Annotated in this window: 18 protein-coding genes; 10 read left to right on the top strand and 8 right to left on the bottom strand. The window is 66.0% G+C overall.

Annotation, left to right across the window (positions count from 1 at the left end):
* On the top strand, positions 1 to 324 hold the full coding sequence (locus tag DK926_RS10565) for a hypothetical protein (RefSeq protein ID WP_207890795.1): 324 nt from the start codon (positions 1 to 3) through the stop codon (positions 322 to 324).
* On the opposite strand, the gene DK926_RS10560 is transcribed toward DK926_RS10565, so the two are convergent.
* From DK926_RS10560 to DK926_RS10550, 3 genes are all read right to left on the bottom strand, one after another.
* On the bottom strand, positions 290 to 2,395 hold the full coding sequence (locus tag DK926_RS10560) for an MMPL family transporter (protein ID WP_243636745.1): 2,106 nt from the start codon (positions 2,393 to 2,395) through the stop codon (positions 290 to 292). The genes DK926_RS10565 and DK926_RS10560 overlap by 35 nt on opposite strands.
* An 88-nt stretch (positions 2,396 to 2,483) precedes the next feature.
* Positions 2,484 to 4,313, bottom strand: a complete 1,830-nt coding sequence (locus tag DK926_RS10555; RefSeq protein ID WP_114330364.1) for an ABC transporter ATP-binding protein — start codon at positions 4,311 to 4,313, stop codon at positions 2,484 to 2,486.
* On the bottom strand, positions 4,306 to 6,096 hold the full coding sequence (locus DK926_RS10550) for an ABC transporter ATP-binding protein (RefSeq protein ID WP_114330363.1): 1,791 nt from the start codon (positions 6,094 to 6,096) through the stop codon (positions 4,306 to 4,308). The genes DK926_RS10555 and DK926_RS10550 overlap by 8 nt, the downstream gene beginning before the upstream one ends.
* Before the next feature lie 215 nt (positions 6,097 to 6,311).
* Here DK926_RS10550 and dcm point away from each other — a divergent pair, with 215 nt between their 5' ends.
* The 6 genes from dcm to DK926_RS10520 all read left to right on the top strand — a co-directional run bounded on the left by dcm (position 6,312) and on the right by DK926_RS10520 (position 10,504).
* Positions 6,312 to 7,460: a DNA (cytosine-5-)-methyltransferase gene (gene dcm, locus DK926_RS10545; protein ID WP_114330501.1), complete on the top strand. Its 1,149-nt coding sequence runs from the start codon at positions 6,312 to 6,314 to the stop codon at positions 7,458 to 7,460.
* Positions 7,457 to 8,296 (top strand): hypothetical protein, encoded by an 840-nt coding sequence (locus DK926_RS10540; RefSeq protein WP_114330362.1) that lies wholly within the window; start codon positions 7,457 to 7,459, stop codon positions 8,294 to 8,296. Before dcm ends, DK926_RS10540 begins: the two co-directional genes overlap by 4 nt.
* Before the next feature lie 80 nt (positions 8,297 to 8,376).
* Positions 8,377 to 8,793 (top strand): very short patch repair endonuclease, encoded by a 417-nt coding sequence (locus DK926_RS10535; protein WP_114330361.1) that lies wholly within the window; start codon positions 8,377 to 8,379, stop codon positions 8,791 to 8,793.
* A 310-nt stretch (positions 8,794 to 9,103) separates the two neighbouring features.
* A complete protein-coding gene (locus DK926_RS10530; RefSeq protein WP_114330360.1) occupies positions 9,104 to 9,769 on the top strand; it encodes a DUF998 domain-containing protein in 666 nt (221 codons plus the stop codon).
* 11 nt (positions 9,770 to 9,780) lie between these two features.
* Positions 9,781 to 10,005 (top strand): hypothetical protein, encoded by a 225-nt coding sequence (locus DK926_RS10525; RefSeq protein WP_068423448.1) that lies wholly within the window; start codon positions 9,781 to 9,783, stop codon positions 10,003 to 10,005.
* Positions 10,006 to 10,015: 10 nt separating this feature from the next.
* Positions 10,016 to 10,504: a GAF domain-containing protein gene (locus DK926_RS10520; RefSeq protein ID WP_114330359.1), complete on the top strand. Its 489-nt coding sequence runs from the start codon at positions 10,016 to 10,018 to the stop codon at positions 10,502 to 10,504.
* Here DK926_RS10520 and DK926_RS10515 read toward each other — a convergent pair.
* From DK926_RS10515 to DK926_RS10505, 3 genes are all read right to left on the bottom strand, one after another.
* Entirely contained in the window at positions 10,490 to 12,154 is a 1,665-nt protein-coding gene (locus tag DK926_RS10515) for a dihydroxyacetone kinase family protein (RefSeq protein ID WP_207890794.1), read from the bottom strand. The genes DK926_RS10520 and DK926_RS10515 overlap by 15 nt on opposite strands.
* A gap of 75 nt (positions 12,155 to 12,229) precedes the next feature.
* Positions 12,230 to 12,868 carry a 3-oxoacid CoA-transferase subunit B gene (locus DK926_RS10510; RefSeq protein WP_114330357.1) on the bottom strand — a complete coding sequence of 213 codons (639 nt, stop codon included), beginning with the start codon at positions 12,866 to 12,868 and terminating at the stop codon, positions 12,230 to 12,232.
* Positions 12,865 to 13,626 (bottom strand): CoA transferase subunit A, encoded by a 762-nt coding sequence (locus tag DK926_RS10505; RefSeq protein ID WP_207890793.1) that lies wholly within the window; start codon positions 13,624 to 13,626, stop codon positions 12,865 to 12,867. The genes DK926_RS10510 and DK926_RS10505 overlap by 4 nt, the downstream gene beginning before the upstream one ends.
* Positions 13,627 to 13,781: 155 nt before the next feature.
* Here DK926_RS10505 and DK926_RS10500 point away from each other — a divergent pair, with 155 nt between their 5' ends.
* The gene (locus DK926_RS10500) at positions 13,782 to 14,546 is read left to right on the top strand and encodes an IclR family transcriptional regulator (protein WP_068423440.1); all 765 of its coding nucleotides are present in this window, start codon (positions 13,782 to 13,784) and stop codon (positions 14,544 to 14,546) included.
* Positions 14,547 to 14,552: 6 nt separating this feature from the next.
* On the opposite strand, the gene DK926_RS10495 is transcribed toward DK926_RS10500, so the two are convergent.
* Positions 14,553 to 15,095 (bottom strand): gamma carbonic anhydrase family protein, encoded by a 543-nt coding sequence (locus DK926_RS10495; RefSeq protein WP_068423486.1) that lies wholly within the window; start codon positions 15,093 to 15,095, stop codon positions 14,553 to 14,555.
* A 121-nt stretch (positions 15,096 to 15,216) separates the two neighbouring features.
* On the opposite strand from DK926_RS10495, the gene DK926_RS10490 reads away from it, so the two are divergent.
* The gene (locus DK926_RS10490; RefSeq protein ID WP_114330356.1) at positions 15,217 to 16,026 is read left to right on the top strand and encodes an alpha/beta hydrolase; all 810 of its coding nucleotides are present in this window, start codon (positions 15,217 to 15,219) and stop codon (positions 16,024 to 16,026) included.
* Here the strand turns inward: DK926_RS10490 and DK926_RS10485 are convergent.
* A complete protein-coding gene (locus tag DK926_RS10485; protein WP_114330499.1) occupies positions 16,012 to 17,781 on the bottom strand; it encodes a GAF domain-containing protein in 1,770 nt (589 codons plus the stop codon). The two genes, DK926_RS10490 and DK926_RS10485, sit on opposite strands and share 15 nt — an antisense overlap.
* 98 nt (positions 17,782 to 17,879) lie before the next feature.
* On the opposite strand from DK926_RS10485, the gene DK926_RS10480 reads away from it, so the two are divergent.
* On the top strand, positions 17,880 to 19,247 hold the full coding sequence (locus DK926_RS10480) for an FAD-linked oxidase C-terminal domain-containing protein (protein WP_114330355.1): 1,368 nt from the start codon (positions 17,880 to 17,882) through the stop codon (positions 19,245 to 19,247).
* Positions 19,248 to 19,253 lie beyond the last annotated feature (6 nt).

Below are 19,253 nucleotides of genomic sequence, written 5' to 3'. Positions count from 1 at the left end.
GTGACAACCGGCGACTTCGACTTCGCGCACTCCGAACAGGCCGCCAAGAGCCGACAGGACAAGGCGACGGCCCTCGCCCGGTACATCTGGGAGCGCGGGATCGGCAGCGCGGAACTCCTAGGCGTCGACGACGCGGTACGACGCAAACTGGCCCGCGCAGCCGGGCTGTCTCCCCCGAGCACGATGGAGACCTGGACCATCGCCGCGGACCTGCTCGACCGCAAGGACCGGTGGGCGGCACAGAATCCGACGCATCCCGCGGCGACACCGTCGCACACGGACGAGAAGATCATGTGGGTGAAGCCGCCGATCGCTCCCTGGTAGTGGGCCACCAGAACGCGCGTCCTTCCAGCGCGGACAGACTCGGCACGAGCAGTGGGGCCATCAGCAACGCAGCGATGCACACGCCGATCGCGACACCGAGACCGAGCTCGGCGAGGTTGGCCAGACCCGTCAACGTCAGCGACGCGAACGTCAGCGCCAGAATGATTCCCGACGCGGCCACGGTGGGTGCGCCGTTCACGACGGCTTCCCTCGCCGCATCGCGAGGTTCGTGACCGTTCTGGAACTCCTCGCGAAGGCGGGACGCGATCAAGATGTTGTAATCCGTTCCGATCGCGACGACGAACAGGTACAGCACGATGGGGATGGTGAAGTCGATACCGTCGTAGTCGAGGATCTTGAAGAACACCAGGACGACGGCACCCAGCGTCGCCGCGAACGTAAGCGCCACGCAGACAAGCAGATTCAACGGCGCGAGCACCGCGGTCAGCAACGCCCCGAGGATGATCGCGATGATGACGGCCGCAACCGGGAACACGGTTCGCGTGTCGGCCCGGAGCTGGTCTCGGACATCGACGAACGTCGACGTCTGACCCCCGACCAACACCTCGGTTCCGGGGATCGCTGCACTGTGGGCCGCGTCGCGCACCGGTCCTCGCACCAGATCGAGTGCGCCGTTCGAGTACGGATCCTCGTTCAGCACAACGGATATCACTGCTGCCGTGCCGTCCTGACTGATTCGCGGCGGTGCCACCGAGGAGACGCCGTCGACTCCGGTGACGTCGGCAGCCACCGCAGCGAGCACCTGCTGCGAGACAGGACCGCTACCGGTCACGTAGATCTGCGTGGGACTCAGCGCGCCGGCCGGAAACGATTGTCCCAGTGTGTCGAACGCCTCTTGCGACGGGGTGTCGGAGGGTAGTTCACCGAGCGTGTCGTAGGTCGAGGTGTATCCGGACGAGAACACCGCGAGCACGACGAGTACGGCACCCACAGCGCCGGCGACGACGGCGGGCCTGCGTGCGATGGTCGTGCCGACGGCCGCGAACGGTGTTGCGTCCCTAGTCTTTCCCGGCCCCCGGGGCCAGAATAGATGACGGCCGAGCACGGTGAACAACGCGGGGACGAGCGTCAGCGCGGTCACGAGCATGACGGCAACCGCGATGATCAACCCGGGCGCAAGCGTGCTCAGCGACCCGAGCTTGGCGAGCAGCAGCGCCGCGAAGGCGCCGATCACGGTCAACGCCGAAGACGCGACGACCTTGCCCACGACGGTCACGGCGAATCGCAGTGCCTCCTCGGTCGATTCACCGCTGCGCAGTCGTTCGCGGTAACGGAACAACAGGAACACCACATAGTCGGTGCCGATCCCGAAGAGCACCACGACGAGAATCGATCCGAGTGTGGTGCTCACGTCGAAACCGAAGAGTGCAGCGACGTCGGCAGTCAGCGCGGTGACGACCAAGAGCACGACTCCGATGACGAGCACAGGGATGACCGCGATGATCGGGCTTCGGAAGATAGCACCGAGCAGCACGAGAATAACGACGACCGTCGCCACGGTGATGATGCGATCCGCACGATCGTAGGCCGCCGTGGTGTCGACGCCGATCGCCGCGTTACCGGTCAAGCCGCTGACGAGGTCCGTTCCCTGCAGGGCAGTCGACGCGTTGTCACGGACGATCGGGACGGCCGCGTCGACCAGATCGTCGCCGGGCTGACCCGCGAACGACACCTGCAACGCCATGGCCGTGCCGTCCTGCGACAGCGACTGAGGCGTCGCCGTCACACCGACGACGGCCGGAATGTTCTCGCCCTGCAGCGTCGACGCGAGGCCCGACGCGGTCTGCTGGTCGCTCGGCGACAGGGCCGCGTCGTCCGATCGGGTGACGACGAGACTGCCCGTGGCTCCCGCAACCGTCGGGAAGTACTCGTTTCCTGCCGCCTGCGCCTGCGACGACTCGAACGAACTCGGCAGGAATGTCTGCTGGTTACCCGTCGTGTAATCGTCGAGGCTCGGTGACAGCACGATCGCGGCGAACGCGAGGACAAGCCACACGACGATGACTTTCCACGGGTTCGCGACCACTGTTCTGGCGACGTAGGCGAACATGATTCCCCGCTTTTAGGAGAACACGACCGGCCTGTCCAGGGTAGTGCGGCGGCGCCACCCGTGTGTGCGTAATCGCCGCAGGTCGCGGTCACACCAGACTGTGTTCCCACGCGTCGTGCAGTTCGGCGAAACGCCCGTGCCCGGCGATGAGGTCGGCGGGCGGACCGTCCTCGACGACGACACCGCCGTCCATGACCAGTACCCGGTCCGCGATCGCGACGGTCGACAACCGGTGCGCGATGATCAGCGCCGTCCGATCACGGAGGACGGTCTCGAGCGCGCGTTGGACGAGCCGTTCGCTGGGGATGTCGAGACTGGACGTGGCCTCGTCGAGCACGATCACCGCAGGTGCCGCCAGGAACACCCGCGCGAACGCGACGAGTTGACGCTGACCCGCACTGAGCCTGCCACCCCTCTTGCGCACGTCGGTGCCGAGGCCGTCCGGCAGAGTGTCGACGAACTCGGTCAGTCCGACGGCGTCGGCCGCGGCGGCCACCTCGGCGTCCGTCGCCGACGGCTTGCCGAGACGGATGTTGTCGGCAATGGTTCCGGAGAACAGGAACGACTCCTGCGTCACCATGACGACGTGTCGACGCAACGTCTCCTCGTCGAGATTCCGCACGTCGACGCCGTCGAGCATGACGGTGCCTGCGGTCGGATCGTAGAAGCGCGCCAACAGCTTCGCGAGCGTCGACTTCCCGGCGCCGGTGGCACCGACCATCGCGACCACCTGACCCGCGGGCACGTGCAGCGAGAACGTCGGCAGCACGACGCGGCCGGCGTCGTAGGCGAAGTGGACGCCGTCGAAGTCGATCCTCCCCGCGGCCTCGTCGAGCTGCACCGGGTTCGTCGGCGCCTGCACCGACGGCTGTTCCTCGAGCACGCCCGAGATCTTCTCGAGCGCGGCAGCAGCGGACTGGTAGGCGTTGAACACCATGGCGAGTTCGTCCAGCGGCCCGTAGAACCGGCGAAGGTACAGCACGTACGCGGCGAGAACGCCGATGTCCATGTGCCCGTGGATGACTCGATAGCTACCGAACACCAGTATGATGGCCAGCGTGACGTTGCCGATCCATCGCACGATGCCGGTGTAGCTCGCCATGCCACGCAGCGCAGCCGTCGTCGCGTCGCGGTATTCGGTGTCTTCGGTTCTCAGGATCGCGTTGTTGCGTCCCTGACGCCGAAACACCTGCACCGCACGGATTCCGCCCATCGACTCGACGAAGTGCACGACGACCTTCGCGATCGCCACCCGCGTGCGTCGGTAACCGGTACGTTGCCGTCGTTGCGACCATCGCGTCACCCACACGAGCGGCACGAAGCCGGCAAGGACGATCAACCCAAGCGGCACGTCGAGATACACGAGGATGATCGCGATGCTGACGATCGACAGGATGGCGGTCAACGCGTCGTTCAACGCACTTTCGAGCAGCGTCTGCAGCGACTCGACATCGCTCGTCAGTCGCGAGATCAAGCGTCCCGACGTGTACTTCTCGTGGAACGACAGGCTCAGCTTCTGGGCATGGTCGAACACCCGCTTGCGCAGGTCGAACAGGATGGCCTGGCTGAGTCGACCCGACACCATCAGGAACGTGTAGGTCGTGATCGAGCCGAGGATTCCGAATGCGATGTATCCGAACACCGTCCACGCCAACGGGACCCAGTTTCCATCGGTCGCCGACGAGATCCCGTGATCCAACGCGTAGGCGATGAACAGCGGCCCCGCAACGAACACCAGGTTGTCGACGAGAATGATCGCGATCGCCAGCAGCGCCTGCGTGCGGTACGGGCGCACGAGCGACATCAGCAGTCGCCGAGACCGTCCGGCCAGGATCAGGTTACCGGTGGAATCGACGTCGGACTCCTCGTTTCCTACTCCGCGCCAGTCCTTGTCGTCCGTAGCCTTCTGCTCAGCCATCGATCGACCCCATCACGTGGCGGTACTTCGACGACGACGCCAGAAGGCGCTCGTGCGTACCCTGCTCCACGATTCTTCCGTTCTCCAGATGAAGCACTCGGTCCGCGAGTGCCGCGGTGGACGGCCGGTGTGCGACCAGCATCGTCGTCGAATGCGTCAGGACGCGTCGCAGATTCTCTTGCACCCGTTCCTCGGTCGAGACGTCGAGAGCCGACAGCGGATCGTCGAGCACCAGAATCCGAGGCCGGCCGAGCACCGCACGCGCCAGCGCCAGGCGCTGACGCTGTCCGCCGGACAGACTCATACCCTGTTCGCCGATGCGCGTGTCGAGGCCCCACGGCAACGTCTCGACGAAATCCCGTGCGTGCGCGACGGTCAACGCCTCCTCGACGTCCGCATCCGATGCATCCGGTCGACCCAGCGTGACGTTCTCGCGCACACTTGCCGAGAACAACACGGGCTCCTCGAACGCCACCGACACCACCGACCGCAGATCTGCCAAAGGCAGTGTGCGGATGTCGATCCCGTCGATCGTCACCGCGCCGCCCGTGACATCGAACAAGCGTGGCACCAGGTTGGTCAGTGCTGTCTTGCCGCTGCCGGTCACGCCGACGAGCGCAACGGTCTCCCCCGGCTCGACGCGGAAATCGACACCCGACAGCAGTGGGGCTTGCGCGTCGGGGAACGTGAAATCGACGTCGTGAAAGGCGAGTTCACCGCGGAGCGGGCGCGGTAATGTCGTCGGCGCGATCGGCTCCCGGATCGTCTCGGGAGTGTCCATGATCTCCCAGTACCGATCCGCAGCGGTGCGCGCATTGTTGAGCTCGGCCAGCAGGTATCCGAACGCTTCGATCGGCCACAGCAGGAACGCGACGATGGCCATGGCCGCGATCAGCGTCCCTGCCGTCATCGTGCCCTGGACGACGGAATACGTTCCGAAACCCAGCATCACGCCGATTCCGACCGGCGGCAGACCCACGATGAGCGACCACAGAATCGCGAGGTACCAAACCTTCTTCAACTCGGTGCCGCGCAGTGTGGTCGCCTCACGCAGAAACCGTCGACCCAGATGTGCGCTGCGGCCGAACGCTTTCAGGACACGGATGCCCTGAATGGATTCCTCCACGGTCGTCGTGACATCGCCCGCCTGGTCCTGCGAATCACGCGCGGCGACGCGGTAGAGCGACTCGAAACGGGTGCAGATGATCATGAGCGGCACGGCCGTCACCAGCATGATGACGCCGAGTTGCCACGCTGCCGCGAAGAGAACACCGAGTCCGACGACGAGGGTGACCGCGTTGATGATGATGAACGGACCGACGAATGCCACGAATCGTCGCAGCAGCGACAGGTCCGCGATGGCGCGCGACAGCAACTGTCCCGATTCCCACCCTTCGTGGGCCGATACCGAGAGGCGCTGCAGTTTCTCGAATACCGTTGCACGAGCATCGATCTCGAACTGACTGGACGGACCCGAGACCAGGTACCGTCGCACCCAGATACCGACTGCGTCGATCGTTCCGAGCAGCAGGACGAGAGCCGCAGGCCACCAGACGCCGCCGAAGTCGCCGTCGGTGATCGGCCCGTCGATGACGGACTGCATCACGAGCGGGATAGCGAGGCCGGTCAGCGTCGCGATGAGGGACACCACGACCGACCCGACGTAGTACCACTTGAACGGGGCGATGAACGGGTAGAAGCGCGCCAGGGAGCTACGTTCGTTCTGCCGCGAGTTCGGCCGATCCACGATGGTCGTCTGCTCTTCGAGTACACCGGTGGACACGTCGATTCCCCTTACTGCTCGCCCGAAGAATGCTGTCACTCGGCGGCCCTGAAGCCAACCGATTTTCCGGCCGCCGCATTCCATCCTGGAACCTGAAGCAATGTCGAGGTCAAGGGCTCGTACCGTGTGTCGGCAAAACCTGTCGGAGTTCTCGAGTAACGTTCTCACCGAGTTTCGGGTGTTCTAGAGAAGGGTGCGGCGTGGGTTCGCGATCGATGGTCGGGCTGTTCGCCGGGATCGGCGGGCTCGAGTTGGGCCTCTCGGAGCAGGGCTGGTCGACGGAACTGCTGTGTGAGATCGATCCGGGCGCCGGCGCCGTACTCGGAGCACACTTCCCCGACGTTCCGCTGCATCGCGACGTCACCAAGCTGCGCGCTCTCCCGTCGGGCACCGAACTGGTCGCAGCCGGTTTTCCGTGCCAGGACCTGTCGCAGGCCGGCCGTACGGCCGGCATCACCGGTGAGCGATCGGGCCTCGTCGACGAGGTGTTCCGGCTCGTCAAACGTCGTAACGGCCCTCGCTGGCTGCTCATCGAGAACGTCCCGTTCATGCTGCAACTCGGCCGCGGCGCCGCCATGCGCCACATCACCGACGCCTTGTCCCAGCTCGGCTACATGTGGGCATATCGCGTCGTCGACGCACGGTCGTTCGGTCTGCCGCAGCGTCGTCAGCGGGTCATCATGCTGGCGTCCCGTACCGAGGATCCGCGCGGTGTCCTCTTCTCCCAGGACGAGGGCCCGATGCCGGAGGGCGATCCCAGCGAGCAACCATGTGGCTTCTACTGGACCGAGGGCACCCGCGGCCTGGGATGGGCGATCAACGCCGTTCCGACGCTCAAGGGCGGGTCGTCGCTCGGCATCGCGAGTCCCCCCGCGGTGCGTCTGCCGTCCGGCGAGATCGTCACGCCGGGCATCGTCGGCGCCGAGAGGTTGCAAGGGTTCGATCCCGACTGGACTGCGCCTGCTCTGAACTTGCCCGGGGTTCGCGCCGGACATCGATGGAAGCTCGTCGGCAACGCGGTGTCCGTGCGTATGGCGTCGTGGGTCGCCGCGCAGCTCGAGCATCCCCTGGGGCACGACGAGTCCGACGACCTCGAAATTCTTCCCGGCCAGGCCTGGCCGACGGCTGCCTGGGGGCGTGGCGGGTCGGCCTACCGCGTCGAGCGGTCCACGTGGCCGGTCCACGAGCCGTACGAGAACTTGAGCGAGTTTCTCGACGACTCGCAACTGCTGTCCGCACGCGCGACGGCCGGGTTCCTCAAACGCGCCCGCATGGGCAATCTGCGGTTCGTCCCGGGCTTTCTCGACGACGTCGAATCCCACCTCGACCGCATGGGCGGCTTCCCCAGCCCGCGAGCCGCATGACCGACCATCTGTTCCCCGATCCACCCGCACTGCTGCGGCCGTTGGCGTTGGCAGGCGACAAACCCGCGCCCGACGCCGACCGCAGCGACAAGAAGAACTACGCGCAGCGACTGTCGAACCACCTCGCGCAGACGGTCGCCGACGCGTTGCGGCCGCACTATCCGAACATCACGCCCGATGCGATGGGCGTCGGGCAGGAGGCGCAGGTCGACGTCGCCAAGGGGCGCAAGCGACTCGACGTCAAGGCGCTCGATCCGACGCTCGGGCTGATCCTGTGCGTGTCGATCAAGACGTACAGCTTCCGCGATTTCAGTCCTCGCACCGGCAAGTTCGGTCGCTGGACCAAGAACATCGTGCGCAACGATCACGAGCTGCGTGGCGAGGCGATGGTGTTGCATCAGCGTCAGCCGTACAGCGTGCTCGTCGCCGTCATGTTCGAGCCGTTGGCCACGTGCGACGACGGCGACCCGTCGAAGGCCAGCGACATCGGCAAGTCGTCGTTCGCGCATCACGTGACGACGCTGTCCAAACGATCGGGCCGCGGTAAGCGTGCCGTCGTCGGCGGGACGAGTCGGATGTGGGTGGACCTGGGCGCCGAGGACACGCGATACGACCTGTTCGAGAAGGTGTTCGTGGGGTTGTACGAGACCGACGGCCCCAACCGCGGGGAGGTCCGGTTCTTCGACGTCGACGAATCACCTCCACGCAACGGACGGCCCACCGAGGCGCAGACACTGTCGTTCGACGAGTTCGTCGCCGTCGTGCACGGGGAGGTCGAACGGCGGAACAAGTTCGCGCCCACCTGGTCCGAGCCGGAGGACAGTGAGGACGGCTAGCCCTTTCGGCATCGATGGACCATTCATACGAATAGATAGCTTGGGTGCGCCATTCATGCAGCGCCAGTAGGTTCGATGAGGTGTCCAAGCCGCTGACCGACGCCGCGACGTCCGCGCGCCTCAGCAAGCAGCGTCGACGCGACACGAAACCGGAGATCGCGCTGCGTCGCGAACTGCACCGTCGCGGGCTGCGATATTTCGTCGACCGCGCACCGGTGAAGGGCATGAGGCGTCGGGCAGATGTGGTGTTTCCGCGTCGCAAGCTCGCGGTGTACGTCGACGGCTGCTTCTGGCACAGCTGCCCGGTGCACGCGACGAAGCCCCGCAACAATGCGCAGTGGTGGGCCGACAAATTGGCCGCCAACGTCGCTCGCGACCGCAACACCGACGAGCGTCTCGACGCCGAGGGCTGGACGGTCGTGCGGGTGTGGGAGCACGAATCGGCCGTCGACGCGGCAGACAAGGTCGAGTCGGCGTTGCGGGATGATGATTTCTGACGTGGGGCGCACCCGGCTTTCGGACCGAAGGTGACATCCGGTCACTCTGAGTGAGCACGGGACGCCCTCGGTCGATCCGGGCGCACGGCTTTCGGACCGAAGGTGACATCCGGTCACTCAGAGTGAGCACGGGACGCCCTCGGTCGGCCCGGGCGCACCGGGCTTCCGGACCGAAGGTGACATCCGGTCACTCTGAGTGAGCACGGGACGCCCTCGGTCGGCCCGGGCGCACCGGGCGCGCACCGGCCCCCGGGCGCACCCGCGCGCACACCGAACCGGCCGCCCGACCATTCCACCTAGAGTTGCTGACGTGTTGCAACGACGAGTCACCGCGCTGTCGGCGTGTCTGGTGCTGGCGGGGGTTCTGTATTCCGCGTGGGTGGCGGAGTTCTTCCTCGACACCGGTCTCGATCCGACGAACTCGTTCCTGAGCGAACTCGATGCAGCCGATCAGCCGTACAAACGTTTCTTCAGCACCGCCGATCTGCTCACCGGCATTCTGCTGATCGCGTCGTCGGGCATGGGGTTGTGGTTTCTCGTGAAACGACGGCTCACGACGATCGGGTGGATCGCGCTGGGGGTGTTCGGCGCCGCGACGATCGCCGATTCGCAATTGCCTATCGAATGCGTCCCAGCGAACGACCCGAACTGTCCCGTGGAACCCAGCGGGTTGTTTCCTCAGCTGCACCACATTCATGCGCTCACCAGCACGATCGCGGTGTTCGCGGTGTTCACGGCGATGATCGCGTTCACCGTCGCGGCGTTTCGCCACCGGATCCTGCCGGTGATGCGCACGTTCGGCACGGCGGTCGTCGCGATCACGTCGTTGTCCACGGCCTGGCTGCTGATCGCGGACAACCTCCCCGGTGACTGGGGCCTCGGTATCGCGCAACGCGTTCAGGTCACCGGGATGTCGCTGTTTCTCGTCGTGCTCGGCTTCGCTGTTCTCGGCCGAAAAGCGGCTCGGACCAGGTAACTTCTGCGAGTATGTCGGGAAGAGATAGAACGGTCGGCTTTCTGAAGACGCACTGGATCTCAATCCTGTTGGTGATCCTCGCGGCGGTGTTCATCGCCGAGAATCGCTACACGACGACCATCGAATTGTTCTGGCTGCGGATCACGTCTCCCCTGTGGCTGATCCTGCTGGTTCTGTTCGCGGTCGGTTTCGCAGCGGGACGGCTCAGCGGACGTCGAAAGCCGGTGAAGAAATAGGATCGACTTCATGTCGTTCACCGCTACCGCCCTCGAAGGCACCAAGGCCGAGCAGTACGAGCAGTTGAGGCTGCAGGCACAGGCACTCGTCGACGGCGAGTGGGACCGCGTCGCGAACGCCGCCAACATCTCGGCGCTCGTGTATCACGCTCTGCCCGAGGTCAATTGGGTCGGCTTCTACCTGTTCGACGGCACCGAGTTGGTCGTCGGCCCGTTCCAGGGGCAGCCCGCGTGCGTTCGCATCGCTTTGGACAAGGGCGTCTGCGGAGCGGCGGCCACGACGCGCGAGACGCAACGAGTTGCCGACGTTCACGCCTTCGAAGGCCACATCGCGTGCGATGCGGCTACGCGTTCCGAGGTCGTCGTTCCGCTGTACGACGGCGACGACCTCATCGGCGTCTTCGACCTGGACAGCCCCGTGCCCGACCGCTTCGACGCCGACGACCAGGCCGGACTCGAGGCCGTCGCCGACGTCTTTCTGCGGTCACTGCGCGGCTGACGCCGCCTCGAAGAACCACGCGATCACCAGCGCACCCGGGTCGACGACGCCTCGCGCCGCGTCACCGACATACGACGCGCGGCCTCGGCTCGCGGTGATCTCCTCGGTCGATTCCGCTCCCTGCGCTGCGGCCTCGGCCGCGGCACGCAGGCCTTCTGTCAGTTCGGTGGCCGATTCCAGGGCGTCGACGGCCGGGGATATGGCGTCGACCATGGTCTTGTCGCCGACGCGAGCGCCACCGATCTCGGTGATGCTGTCCAGGCCGCTGCGAGCTGCCGCGGTGATGGAGGCGAGGTCGACGGACTGCACTGTCCGATAGAACTGCCTGAACCAGATTCCGAACAGCGCACCCGACGTTCCGCCTGCGTGCCCGAGGTAGGCCTCGGATACTGCTTCGAACACCGTTGGCGCCGAATACGTTTCGCGAACCGCGGTCAGGTCGAGCTGGCTCAACGCGGCCACCATGTTGGTGCCGAAGTCCCCGTCTCCGGCCCTACGGTCCAACTCGGTCAACGCGGGCTCCTCGTCGAGCACACGCTGCGCCCAGGACGCGACCCACTCGGACACGAATGCACTTGCTTCACTCGATGTTTCACTCGCCTCGTACGTCGGGCCGAAGCCTCCCCGTTCACCGAGGTCACCGGCCGCGCGCGGTGCGTTGTTCGGCCACCCCGGCGCGCTGGTCGGCGCGTCCCACAGCGTCAGCATCTCGTCGTCGACACGGACGAGCGTGATGGATGCGCCCGCCATGTTCAACGCCGTCACGAAGCTACCGACGAGTGGACGCGCTATGTCTATCCCTTTGTCCGACAGGAACTCTGCGAGCTCTCCGTAGAGCAGCTGCAGTTCCATCGGATGCGTCGCCCCGAGCCCGTTGACGAACGCGATGACCCGTTCGCCACGTTCGAGCCCGAGCGAATCGACGACGGGTTGCGTCAGCGCAGCCACGATCTCCTGAGCGGACATCGTCGGCACGCGCCGAGTCCCACGCTCACTGTGAATGCCGATCCCCAACTCGATCTCGCCCACGGGAAGGTCGAACGACGGCGCGTCGGAACCCGGAAGCACGCACGGGCGCAGGGCAACTGCCATGCTGCGCGCATTCGCGGCAACCCGTCGACCGAGTGCGACGACGGACTGCAGTGAATCACCACGTTCTGCCGCTGCGCCACAGATCTTCTCGACGACGACAGTCGCGCCGGTACCCCGCCGGCCGGGACCGTCCGCTCGCTCGGTGGCGACGTCGTCGTCGACGAGGACGACGTCCGACTCGATGTCGTCCTCGCGCAACAAGTCTCGCGCGATGCCGAAGTTCATGACATCACCGGTGTAGTTCTTGACGATGTGCAGCACACCACCGCCCGCATCGACTGCCTTCGATGCTTCGTGCACCTGCAGCGCGTTCGGCGACGTGAACACCAGCCCCGGGCAAACCGCGGCGAGCATGCCGGTACCGATCATCCCGGCGTGCATCGGCTCGTGGCCCGAGCCGCCACCGGACAGCAACGCGACTCGGCCGTCCTGCAACGGCTCTCGACGTGTCAGATAACCGGGATCGGGGTGCCAATTGATGTCGGGCGTCGACGCGACGAGCCCGCGGATGGCGTCGGCAACGAACGAGGAGGCGGAGTTGACGAACATGGGCTCCACCTTAGGCGCCTCCGGCACCCGTGCGCGCGAATGTACAGCCGGCGGGAGCGTAGCCCGCGGAGCGACCCGAAAACGCTATGCATTCGCGCGCACGAGGGGCGGCGTCGCCTCCTCGACCTGCTCGCGTGTCACGTCCGGCGCCAATTCGACGAGCTCGAGCGTGCCGTCACCGACGACGTCGATCACCGCGAGATCGGTGATGATCCGGTTCACGACGCCCTGGCCGGTCAACGGCAAAGTGCAGGTGTCGAGGATCTTCGGATTGCCGTCGCGGTCGAGGTGTTCCATGACGACGATGACGCGCCTGGCACCGTGCACGAGGTCCATCGCGCCGCCCATGCCCTTGACCATCTTGCCGGGGACCATCCAGTTGGCGAGGTCACCGGTACGCGAGACCTGCATGCCGCCGAGTACTGCGGTGTCGATGTGACCGCCGCGAATCATGCCGAACGACAACGACGAATCGAAGTACGCCGCACCGGGATTGACGGTGACGGTTTCCTTGCCTGCGTTGATCAGGTTGGCGTCGATCTCGTCCTCGGTCGGGTACGGACCGGTGCCGAGGATGCCGTTCTCCGAGTGCAGCACGACCCTGATGTCGTTCGTCAAATATCCGGGAATCAAGGTGGGCAAACCGATTCCGAGGTTGACGTACTCCCCGTCGACCATTTCGGCAGCGGCACGCTGCGCCATCTGTTCGCGAGTCCAACTCATGCCTGGCCTCCTGCACTGACGGTGCGCTTCTCGATGCGCTTGTTCTGAGGTCCGGTGTGCACGATGCGCTGCACGAACACGCCGGGGAGATGCACTGCGGCAGGATCGATCTCGCCGGGCTCGACCAACTTCTCGACCTGCGCGACGGTGATCTTCCCTGCCATCGCGGCCAGGGGATTGAAGTTCATCGCGGTCTTGTCGAACACGAGATTGCCTTCGGTGTCGCCGAGTTCGGCGTGCACGAGCGCGAAGTCGGCATTGATCGCCTCTTCGAGAACGTACCGCTTCGACCCGAACACCCGAGTCTCCTTGGGCGGCGACGCGATCGCGACGGAACCGTCGGCGTCGTATCGCCACGGCATACCGCCGTCGGCGATGGGGCTGCCGACACCAGCCGGGGTGAAGAACGCCGGGATGCCGGTGCCACCTGCGCGAAGTCGCTCGGCGAGCGTGCCCTGCGGCGTCAACTCGACCTCGAGTTCACCTGCGAGGTACTGGCGCGCGAACTCCTTGTTCTCACCGACGTACGACGCCGTCACGCGGCTGATGCGGCCGAGGGAAAGCAGGATTCCGAGCCCGTGATCGTCGACGCCACAGTTGTTGGAGAAGACCTCGAGCTTGCTCGCGTCGGTCTCGGCGATCGCCTCGATCAGCGCATCAGGGATGCCGCACAATCCGAAGCCTCCGACGGCGAGTGTCGCGCCGTCTCCGATGTCGGCGACGGCGGCGGCCGCGGACTCGTACACCTTTCCTGCCACAGAACTGCTCCTCACCTGTTCACTCAGCAAACGCGCTGACGTATGCGATCAGTGAAGCGTGTGTCTGCGGTCACTGGCCACCCCTGCAGCGAAACCGGTCGCTGGCCGAACATCGATGAGGCACGCGTTCACTCAGTGAACGCTACAGTCGTGACATGGCTCCGACACCCAACGTGATCGCGCGGTCCACCGCGCTGATGCGTGCCGTGGGCGCCGCGGAACCCGCGGGTGCATCGACGACGGACTTGGCCCGGGTCACCGGCCTCGCGCGCCCTACCGCGCATCGCCTGCTCAGCTCGCTGACCGAGGAAGGGTTTCTCGACAGGGATTCAGCGACCGGGCGATGGTCGCTCGGTCCCGAGATGTATCTGCTCGGGTCGGCCGCAGCGAGCCGGTACGACATCACCGGACCCGCGCGTGGCGTCGTCCACAGGTTGGCCGAGGAGACGGGCGAGAGCGCATTCCTGTCGACGCGGCGGGGCAACGAGACGGTGTGCCTACTGCGCGAGGACGGCAGCTTTCCGCTCCGGTCGCACGTGCTGTACGAGGGGCTGCGACTGCCGCTCGGGGTCGCGTCGGCTGGTCTCGTGATCCTCGCGCACCTCCCGGACCGGGAGATCGACGAGTATCTGCGCGACGCGGATCTCGTCCCCGAGTGGGGAGCCGAGCACGCACCCGACGCCATTCGCCGACGCATCTCCTCGACACGTGAGACCGGGTACGCCGTCAACCCCGCCCTGCTCGTCGAGGGCAGTTGGGGCATCGGCGCCGCCGTGTTCGACCGGTCCGGCAGACCCGCGTGGGCATTGAGCCTGACCGGAGTCGAGACGAGGTTCCGGCCCGAGCGACATCACGAACTCGGCGCCATCCTGCTCGCGCAAGCCCACCGCCTGACGGGTCTCCTCCGGCCCGGCCGCTGAGGTAGGTCAGGCCGGCCGCGCCGAGCGGTGCTGCTTCAGCAGCTCTCGGTAGACGGCCGCGTTCAGTCCGTTGTGGGCTACCTCGTCGTCGGTCAGTTCCCGACGCACCTTGGCCGGCACGCCCGCCACGAGCGACCGCGGCGGCACCTGCGTGCCTTCGAGTACGAGCGCGCCGGCTGCGACCAGACTGCCCTCGCCGACGACGGCACCGTTCATGACGACAGCGCCCATGCCCACCAGGCTGCCGTCACCGATCGTGCACCCGTGCAACACCGCGTTGTGGCCGACGCTGACGTCCTTGCCGACGGTCAGCGGGAAACCCGGGTCGACGTGGGCCGCGACGCCGTCCTGCAAGTTGCTTCCCTCGCCGATCGTGATGTCCTCGAACTCCGCACGCAGCACGGCGTTGTACCAAATCCCCGACGACGCAGCGATCTTCACCCGCCCGACGACGGTTGCCGTCGGAGCCACCCAGGCTTCCGCGTCCACCTCGGGGCTGCCGGCTTCCAGAGCCCAGAGCGGTCCTGCGGTCGTCGAATTCTCGGTCACGTCACGGTTCCCTTCGTCGAGGCGAATGTCGGCCTTCACTCTGCCCGACGACGCGGCTGTCGCCCAGACCCGGCCCGGCTCGTGATTTCATCGGAAGACACTTCGGACCCGAGGAGCGCACATGCCGACAGTCACCACCAGCGACGACGTCACGCTCAGCTACATCGATCAGGGCAGCGGACCGGTCATCGTGCTGATCGCCGGTTTCTGTGCTCCGGCCACGAGCTGGGCGCTGCAGCAGCAAGTCTTCGTCGACGCCGGCTACCGAGTGCTCTCCCTGGATCGACGCGGACACGGCGACTCCGAGGCCCCGGACTTCGGTGCGACGATGGCCCGCCACGGGCAGGACGTCGCGGACTTCCTGGCGGCCCTCGATGTCGACGACGCCGTCCTGTGCGGCGGATCGATGGGCGCCAGCACCGTCTGGTCGTACGTCTCGCAGTTCGGGACCGCGCGGGTGAGAGCAGTCGTGTCCGTGGACCAGACCCCGAAGATGGTCAACGACGCCGAGTGGACGAACGGCTTCTACGGACTCACCGAGGCGAACAAGGAGACGTTCTTCGCGAACGGTGTTCCCGACACGGGTCAGGGGTTGCCCAAGCGGAAGTCGCTGGTCGCGGCGACGAAGCTCGTCGCCAAGCTCGGAGGCCTGCCGAAGATGGCGTCACCGGACACTCCTGCGATGAAAGCTCTGTTGCACGACCATGCGATTGCAGACTGGCGGAAAGTCGTTGCCGGCGTCGACGTTCCGGTTCTGATGGTCGCGGGGCGGGACAGCCAGTACTGGCCGTTCACGCACGCAGCCGATGCCGTCGCAGGTAATCCCCGTGGCCGCTCGGTAGTCCTCGAGAAATGCGGGCATGCCGCGAACATGGACCGCCCCAAGGAGTTCAACGCGGCGATGCTCGACTTCCTCTCACTTTCCGAGTAGGTCGGCGCTGCGCCGCAGCCGCATCAACACCTGCAGATCGATGGCCTTGTCCGGGTCGCGCCACTCGGTGCCGATGAGACGGTCGACGGCATCGAGCCGCTGGTACAGAGTGTTGACGTGGACCCCGAGTCGCGCAGCCGTCGCCGCATGATGCCGTCCGAGAGCGAGATACGTCGACAACGTGTCGACCAACGGAACGCCACGTTTGCTCTGCTCGACCAGCAGCGGCCCGAGCTGCGCCTCGGTCAACTCGTCGAGGTGCTCACGTGCCATGTGGCTCAGCAGTATTCGATAGATACCGAGCCCGCGCGCCGACGAGACCTCGCCGTCGCGGCCCAGGGTCTTCAGCACGTGCACAGTCTGCTGAGCTTGGACATAGGCCGCGGCGAGGGCATCCACACCGCGCACGGGCTCGGACACCCCGACGGTGGCATTCACACCGAACGCCTGACACACCACGGTCGAGTCCGTAGCGGGAACGGCCACCAGCACCTGCGAACCATGCTCCGCCACAACTGTTCCGGCCGGAAAGCCGATGTTCCGAACGGAGGCACGGGCAGCGTCTTCGACGACCGCGATGCAGTACGACTTCTCGAATGCCAGCCCGGCGAGCCGCAGCTGCCGCCGTTCCCCGTCCGCGGATTGCGCCGGGTGGGTCAGCAGGTCGACGAGAAAGGCGTCCTGCGCCCGACGAGCCGCCTCCCCCGCAGCCCGTTCCGCGGCCAGCGACAGCGCGATTGCCGGCGAGGCGCGTTCGAGCAACAACCGCGTCTCGTCGTCGCCGACGCCCACCGAGATCAGCACGCCGAGGAATGCCCCCGCCGCCGCCACGCGGTGGCCCGTCACAGCGTCCGTCGTGACATGGTCGGAGTCGGACTCGAAGACGGCCGTCACGTCGTCACGGACCGCGCTCAAGCCGTCGGGCACGGACGCGATGTCCGCGACGAAGTACGTCGGTTTCCCGGACAGCGACGCGACCTCGTGCACCAGCCTCTGCACGCCGCCCCCGGCGAGCACGACCTGAGTGAGCGTCCGATCCCACTGCAACGTCTGTTCCAGTTCCAGTGTGCGTGAGGTCAATTCGGCGTTCAGCGACTCGGCACGCTCCAAGGCCCGAACATTCGTGATCGCCATGGCCGCATGCGCTGCCAGTGCCGACAGCAAGGCGATCTCGGTGTCGGTGAAGGCACGCTCCTGCCTCTTGCATGCGAACAGCGCGCCGATGACGTGGTCACCGACTCGCAGGGGCACGCCGAGCAATCCACGCATGTTCTCGGCCTGCGCCGCACTGTCGGCGCCGGTGATGTGTCGGAATGCAGGCTCGCTCTGATAGTCGGGAGTCCACGACGGCGCCCGGCCTCGCACGATCAGACCCACCAATCCCTCGTCGAGCGACAGTTCGATGCCGAGAAGACTCGGGGTCAGAGCGCCACTGGTGACCTCGATGACGAACGTCTGGTCGTACACCGATCCCATGTAGGCCAGATCCACTCCGAGAAGCCGTCGAGCCTGATCCACCACCTCCTGCAACAGGAGCCGATCGTCGCGGACGGTGGGCAACCGCACTGCGATGTCGTTGAGAGCCGACAGCTCGATGGTGCGCTGCCACCGCTGATCGAGCAGGGTCCGCAGCCGCAGCGCAGCGTGTGCGTCCTGCTCGATCGCGGCCGACAGTTCCGAACCGGATTCCTGCACGAGCCGACGCCGGTACGCGTCGAGATCATCGGCCGACGCGTCGTCGAGCAGCATGTGCATCCACTTCGAGGTCACTGGTTCCACCGTCCATCGGTAGTCGACTCGGATAGACGAAACCTACATTGGCGGAGATTCAGCTCACAGTTAGGGTCGTATACATGCCGCTCGTCGAAGATCTGCTCGAAGTCCTCCCCTCCGATCGCGTCGTACTCGATCCCGATGTGATCGCGTCCTATCAGCACGACGAGGCCGAATGGGCGCCCTACGCGGCACCCGCGGCAGTAGTACGACCCCGTACGGCCGAGGACGTGCAACTGGTCGTGAAGGCCTGTCTGGCGCACGACGCGGCCGTCGTCACCCGTGGGGCCGGGACGGGACTGTCGGGCGGCGCCAATGCCACGGAGGGATGCGTCGTCCTCGCTCTCGACGGCATGGACGCGATCAAGGAGATCGACCGGCTCGAGCGCTATGCCGTCGTCGAACCGGGTGTCGTCAACGACCACTTACGGGCCGCATGCGCCGAGCACGACCTCTGGTACCCGCCGGATCCCGCGAGCGCACCGTGGTCGACCATCGGCGGCAACGTCGCGACCAATGCCGGCGGGTTGTGCTGCGTGAAATACGGTGTGACGCGCGACTACGTCATGGGGATGCAGATCGTCACCGGCACAGGCGAACTGGTCCGGCTCGGACGCAAGACCGCGAAAGGTGTTGCAGGGTACGATCTTGCGGGCTTGATGGTCGGATCCGAAGGCACATTGGGCATCATCACGGAGGTGACGGTCAAGCTCAGGCCATTGCAGGACCCGCAGCGGACGATTGCCGGCTACTTCGACTCCATCGTCGACGCAGGACGCGCGGTGGCAGCCGTTGCTGCGGCAGGCCTGACGCCGTCGGCGCTCGAACTGATCGACAAGCAATGCCTCATCGCAGTGGACGCATGGAAGAACATGGGGCTGTCGGTGGAGGCGAACGTCGTGTTGCTCGGACGCATCGACACCCCGGGCGTGATCGGCGATCAGGAAGCGGAGAAGATGCTGTCCTGCTTCGACGAAGCGGGTGCCACCTGGTCCGCCGTGTCGACCGATCAGGAGGAAGCCGACGCGTTGTTCGCGGCACGCCGTCTCGCGTACCCCGCGATGGAACGGCTCGGACCGGTACTGACCGAGGACGTGTGCGTACCCAAGAAGCATGTGCCGGAGATGCTGTCACGGATCGAACAGATCGGAATTCGGCACGAGACCACGATCGCCAACATCGCGCACGCCGGCGACGGCAATCTGCACCCGCTCCTGATCACTCCGCACGACGACCCCGACGCGCGCGCCCGCGCCCAGGCTGCGTTCGCGGAGATCATCGATGCGGCACTCGAATTGGGCGGAACGGTCACCGGCGAGCACGGCGTCGGATTGCTCAAGATGGACGGCCTCGTGCAGGAATTGAATCCGGTGGTCCTCGACATGCACCGGGCCGTCAAGCACGCTCTCGATCCGCGCGGAATCCTCAACCCCGGCAAGGTCTTTTAGGCGGTT

The sequence above is a fragment of the Rhodococcus sp. Eu-32 genome (assembly GCF_003336925.1).
Lineage (GTDB): Bacteria > Actinomycetota > Actinomycetes > Mycobacteriales > Mycobacteriaceae > Rhodococcoides > Rhodococcoides kyotonensis_B.
This window is presented reverse-complemented; position numbering and strand designations above follow the sequence as displayed.

Bases quoted from the DNA above. Each gene is read 5' to 3' on its own strand.
- DK926_RS10560 (WP_243636745.1), bottom strand. From the start codon at position 2,395: ATGTTCGCCTACGTCGCCAGAACAGTGGTCGCGAACCCGTGGAAAGTC.
- DK926_RS10555 (WP_114330364.1), bottom strand. From the start codon at position 4,313: ATGGCTGAGCAGAAGGCTACGGACGACAAGGACTGGCGCGGAGTAGGA.
- dcm (WP_114330501.1), top strand. From the start codon at position 6,312: ATGGTCGGGCTGTTCGCCGGGATCGGCGGGCTCGAGTTGGGCCTCTCG.
- DK926_RS10540 (WP_114330362.1), top strand. From the start codon at position 7,457: ATGACCGACCATCTGTTCCCCGATCCACCCGCACTGCTGCGGCCGTTG.
- DK926_RS10525 (WP_068423448.1), top strand. From the start codon at position 9,781: ATGTCGGGAAGAGATAGAACGGTCGGCTTTCTGAAGACGCACTGGATC.
- DK926_RS10520 (WP_114330359.1), top strand. From the start codon at position 10,016: ATGTCGTTCACCGCTACCGCCCTCGAAGGCACCAAGGCCGAGCAGTAC.
- DK926_RS10510 (WP_114330357.1), bottom strand. From the start codon at position 12,868: ATGAGTTGGACTCGCGAACAGATGGCGCAGCGTGCCGCTGCCGAAATG.
- DK926_RS10500 (WP_068423440.1), top strand. From the start codon at position 13,782: ATGGCTCCGACACCCAACGTGATCGCGCGGTCCACCGCGCTGATGCGT.
- DK926_RS10490 (WP_114330356.1), top strand. From the start codon at position 15,217: ATGCCGACAGTCACCACCAGCGACGACGTCACGCTCAGCTACATCGAT.
- DK926_RS10485 (WP_114330499.1), bottom strand. From the start codon at position 17,781: ATGCACATGCTGCTCGACGACGCGTCGGCCGATGATCTCGACGCGTAC.
- DK926_RS10480 (WP_114330355.1), top strand. From the start codon at position 17,880: ATGCCGCTCGTCGAAGATCTGCTCGAAGTCCTCCCCTCCGATCGCGTC.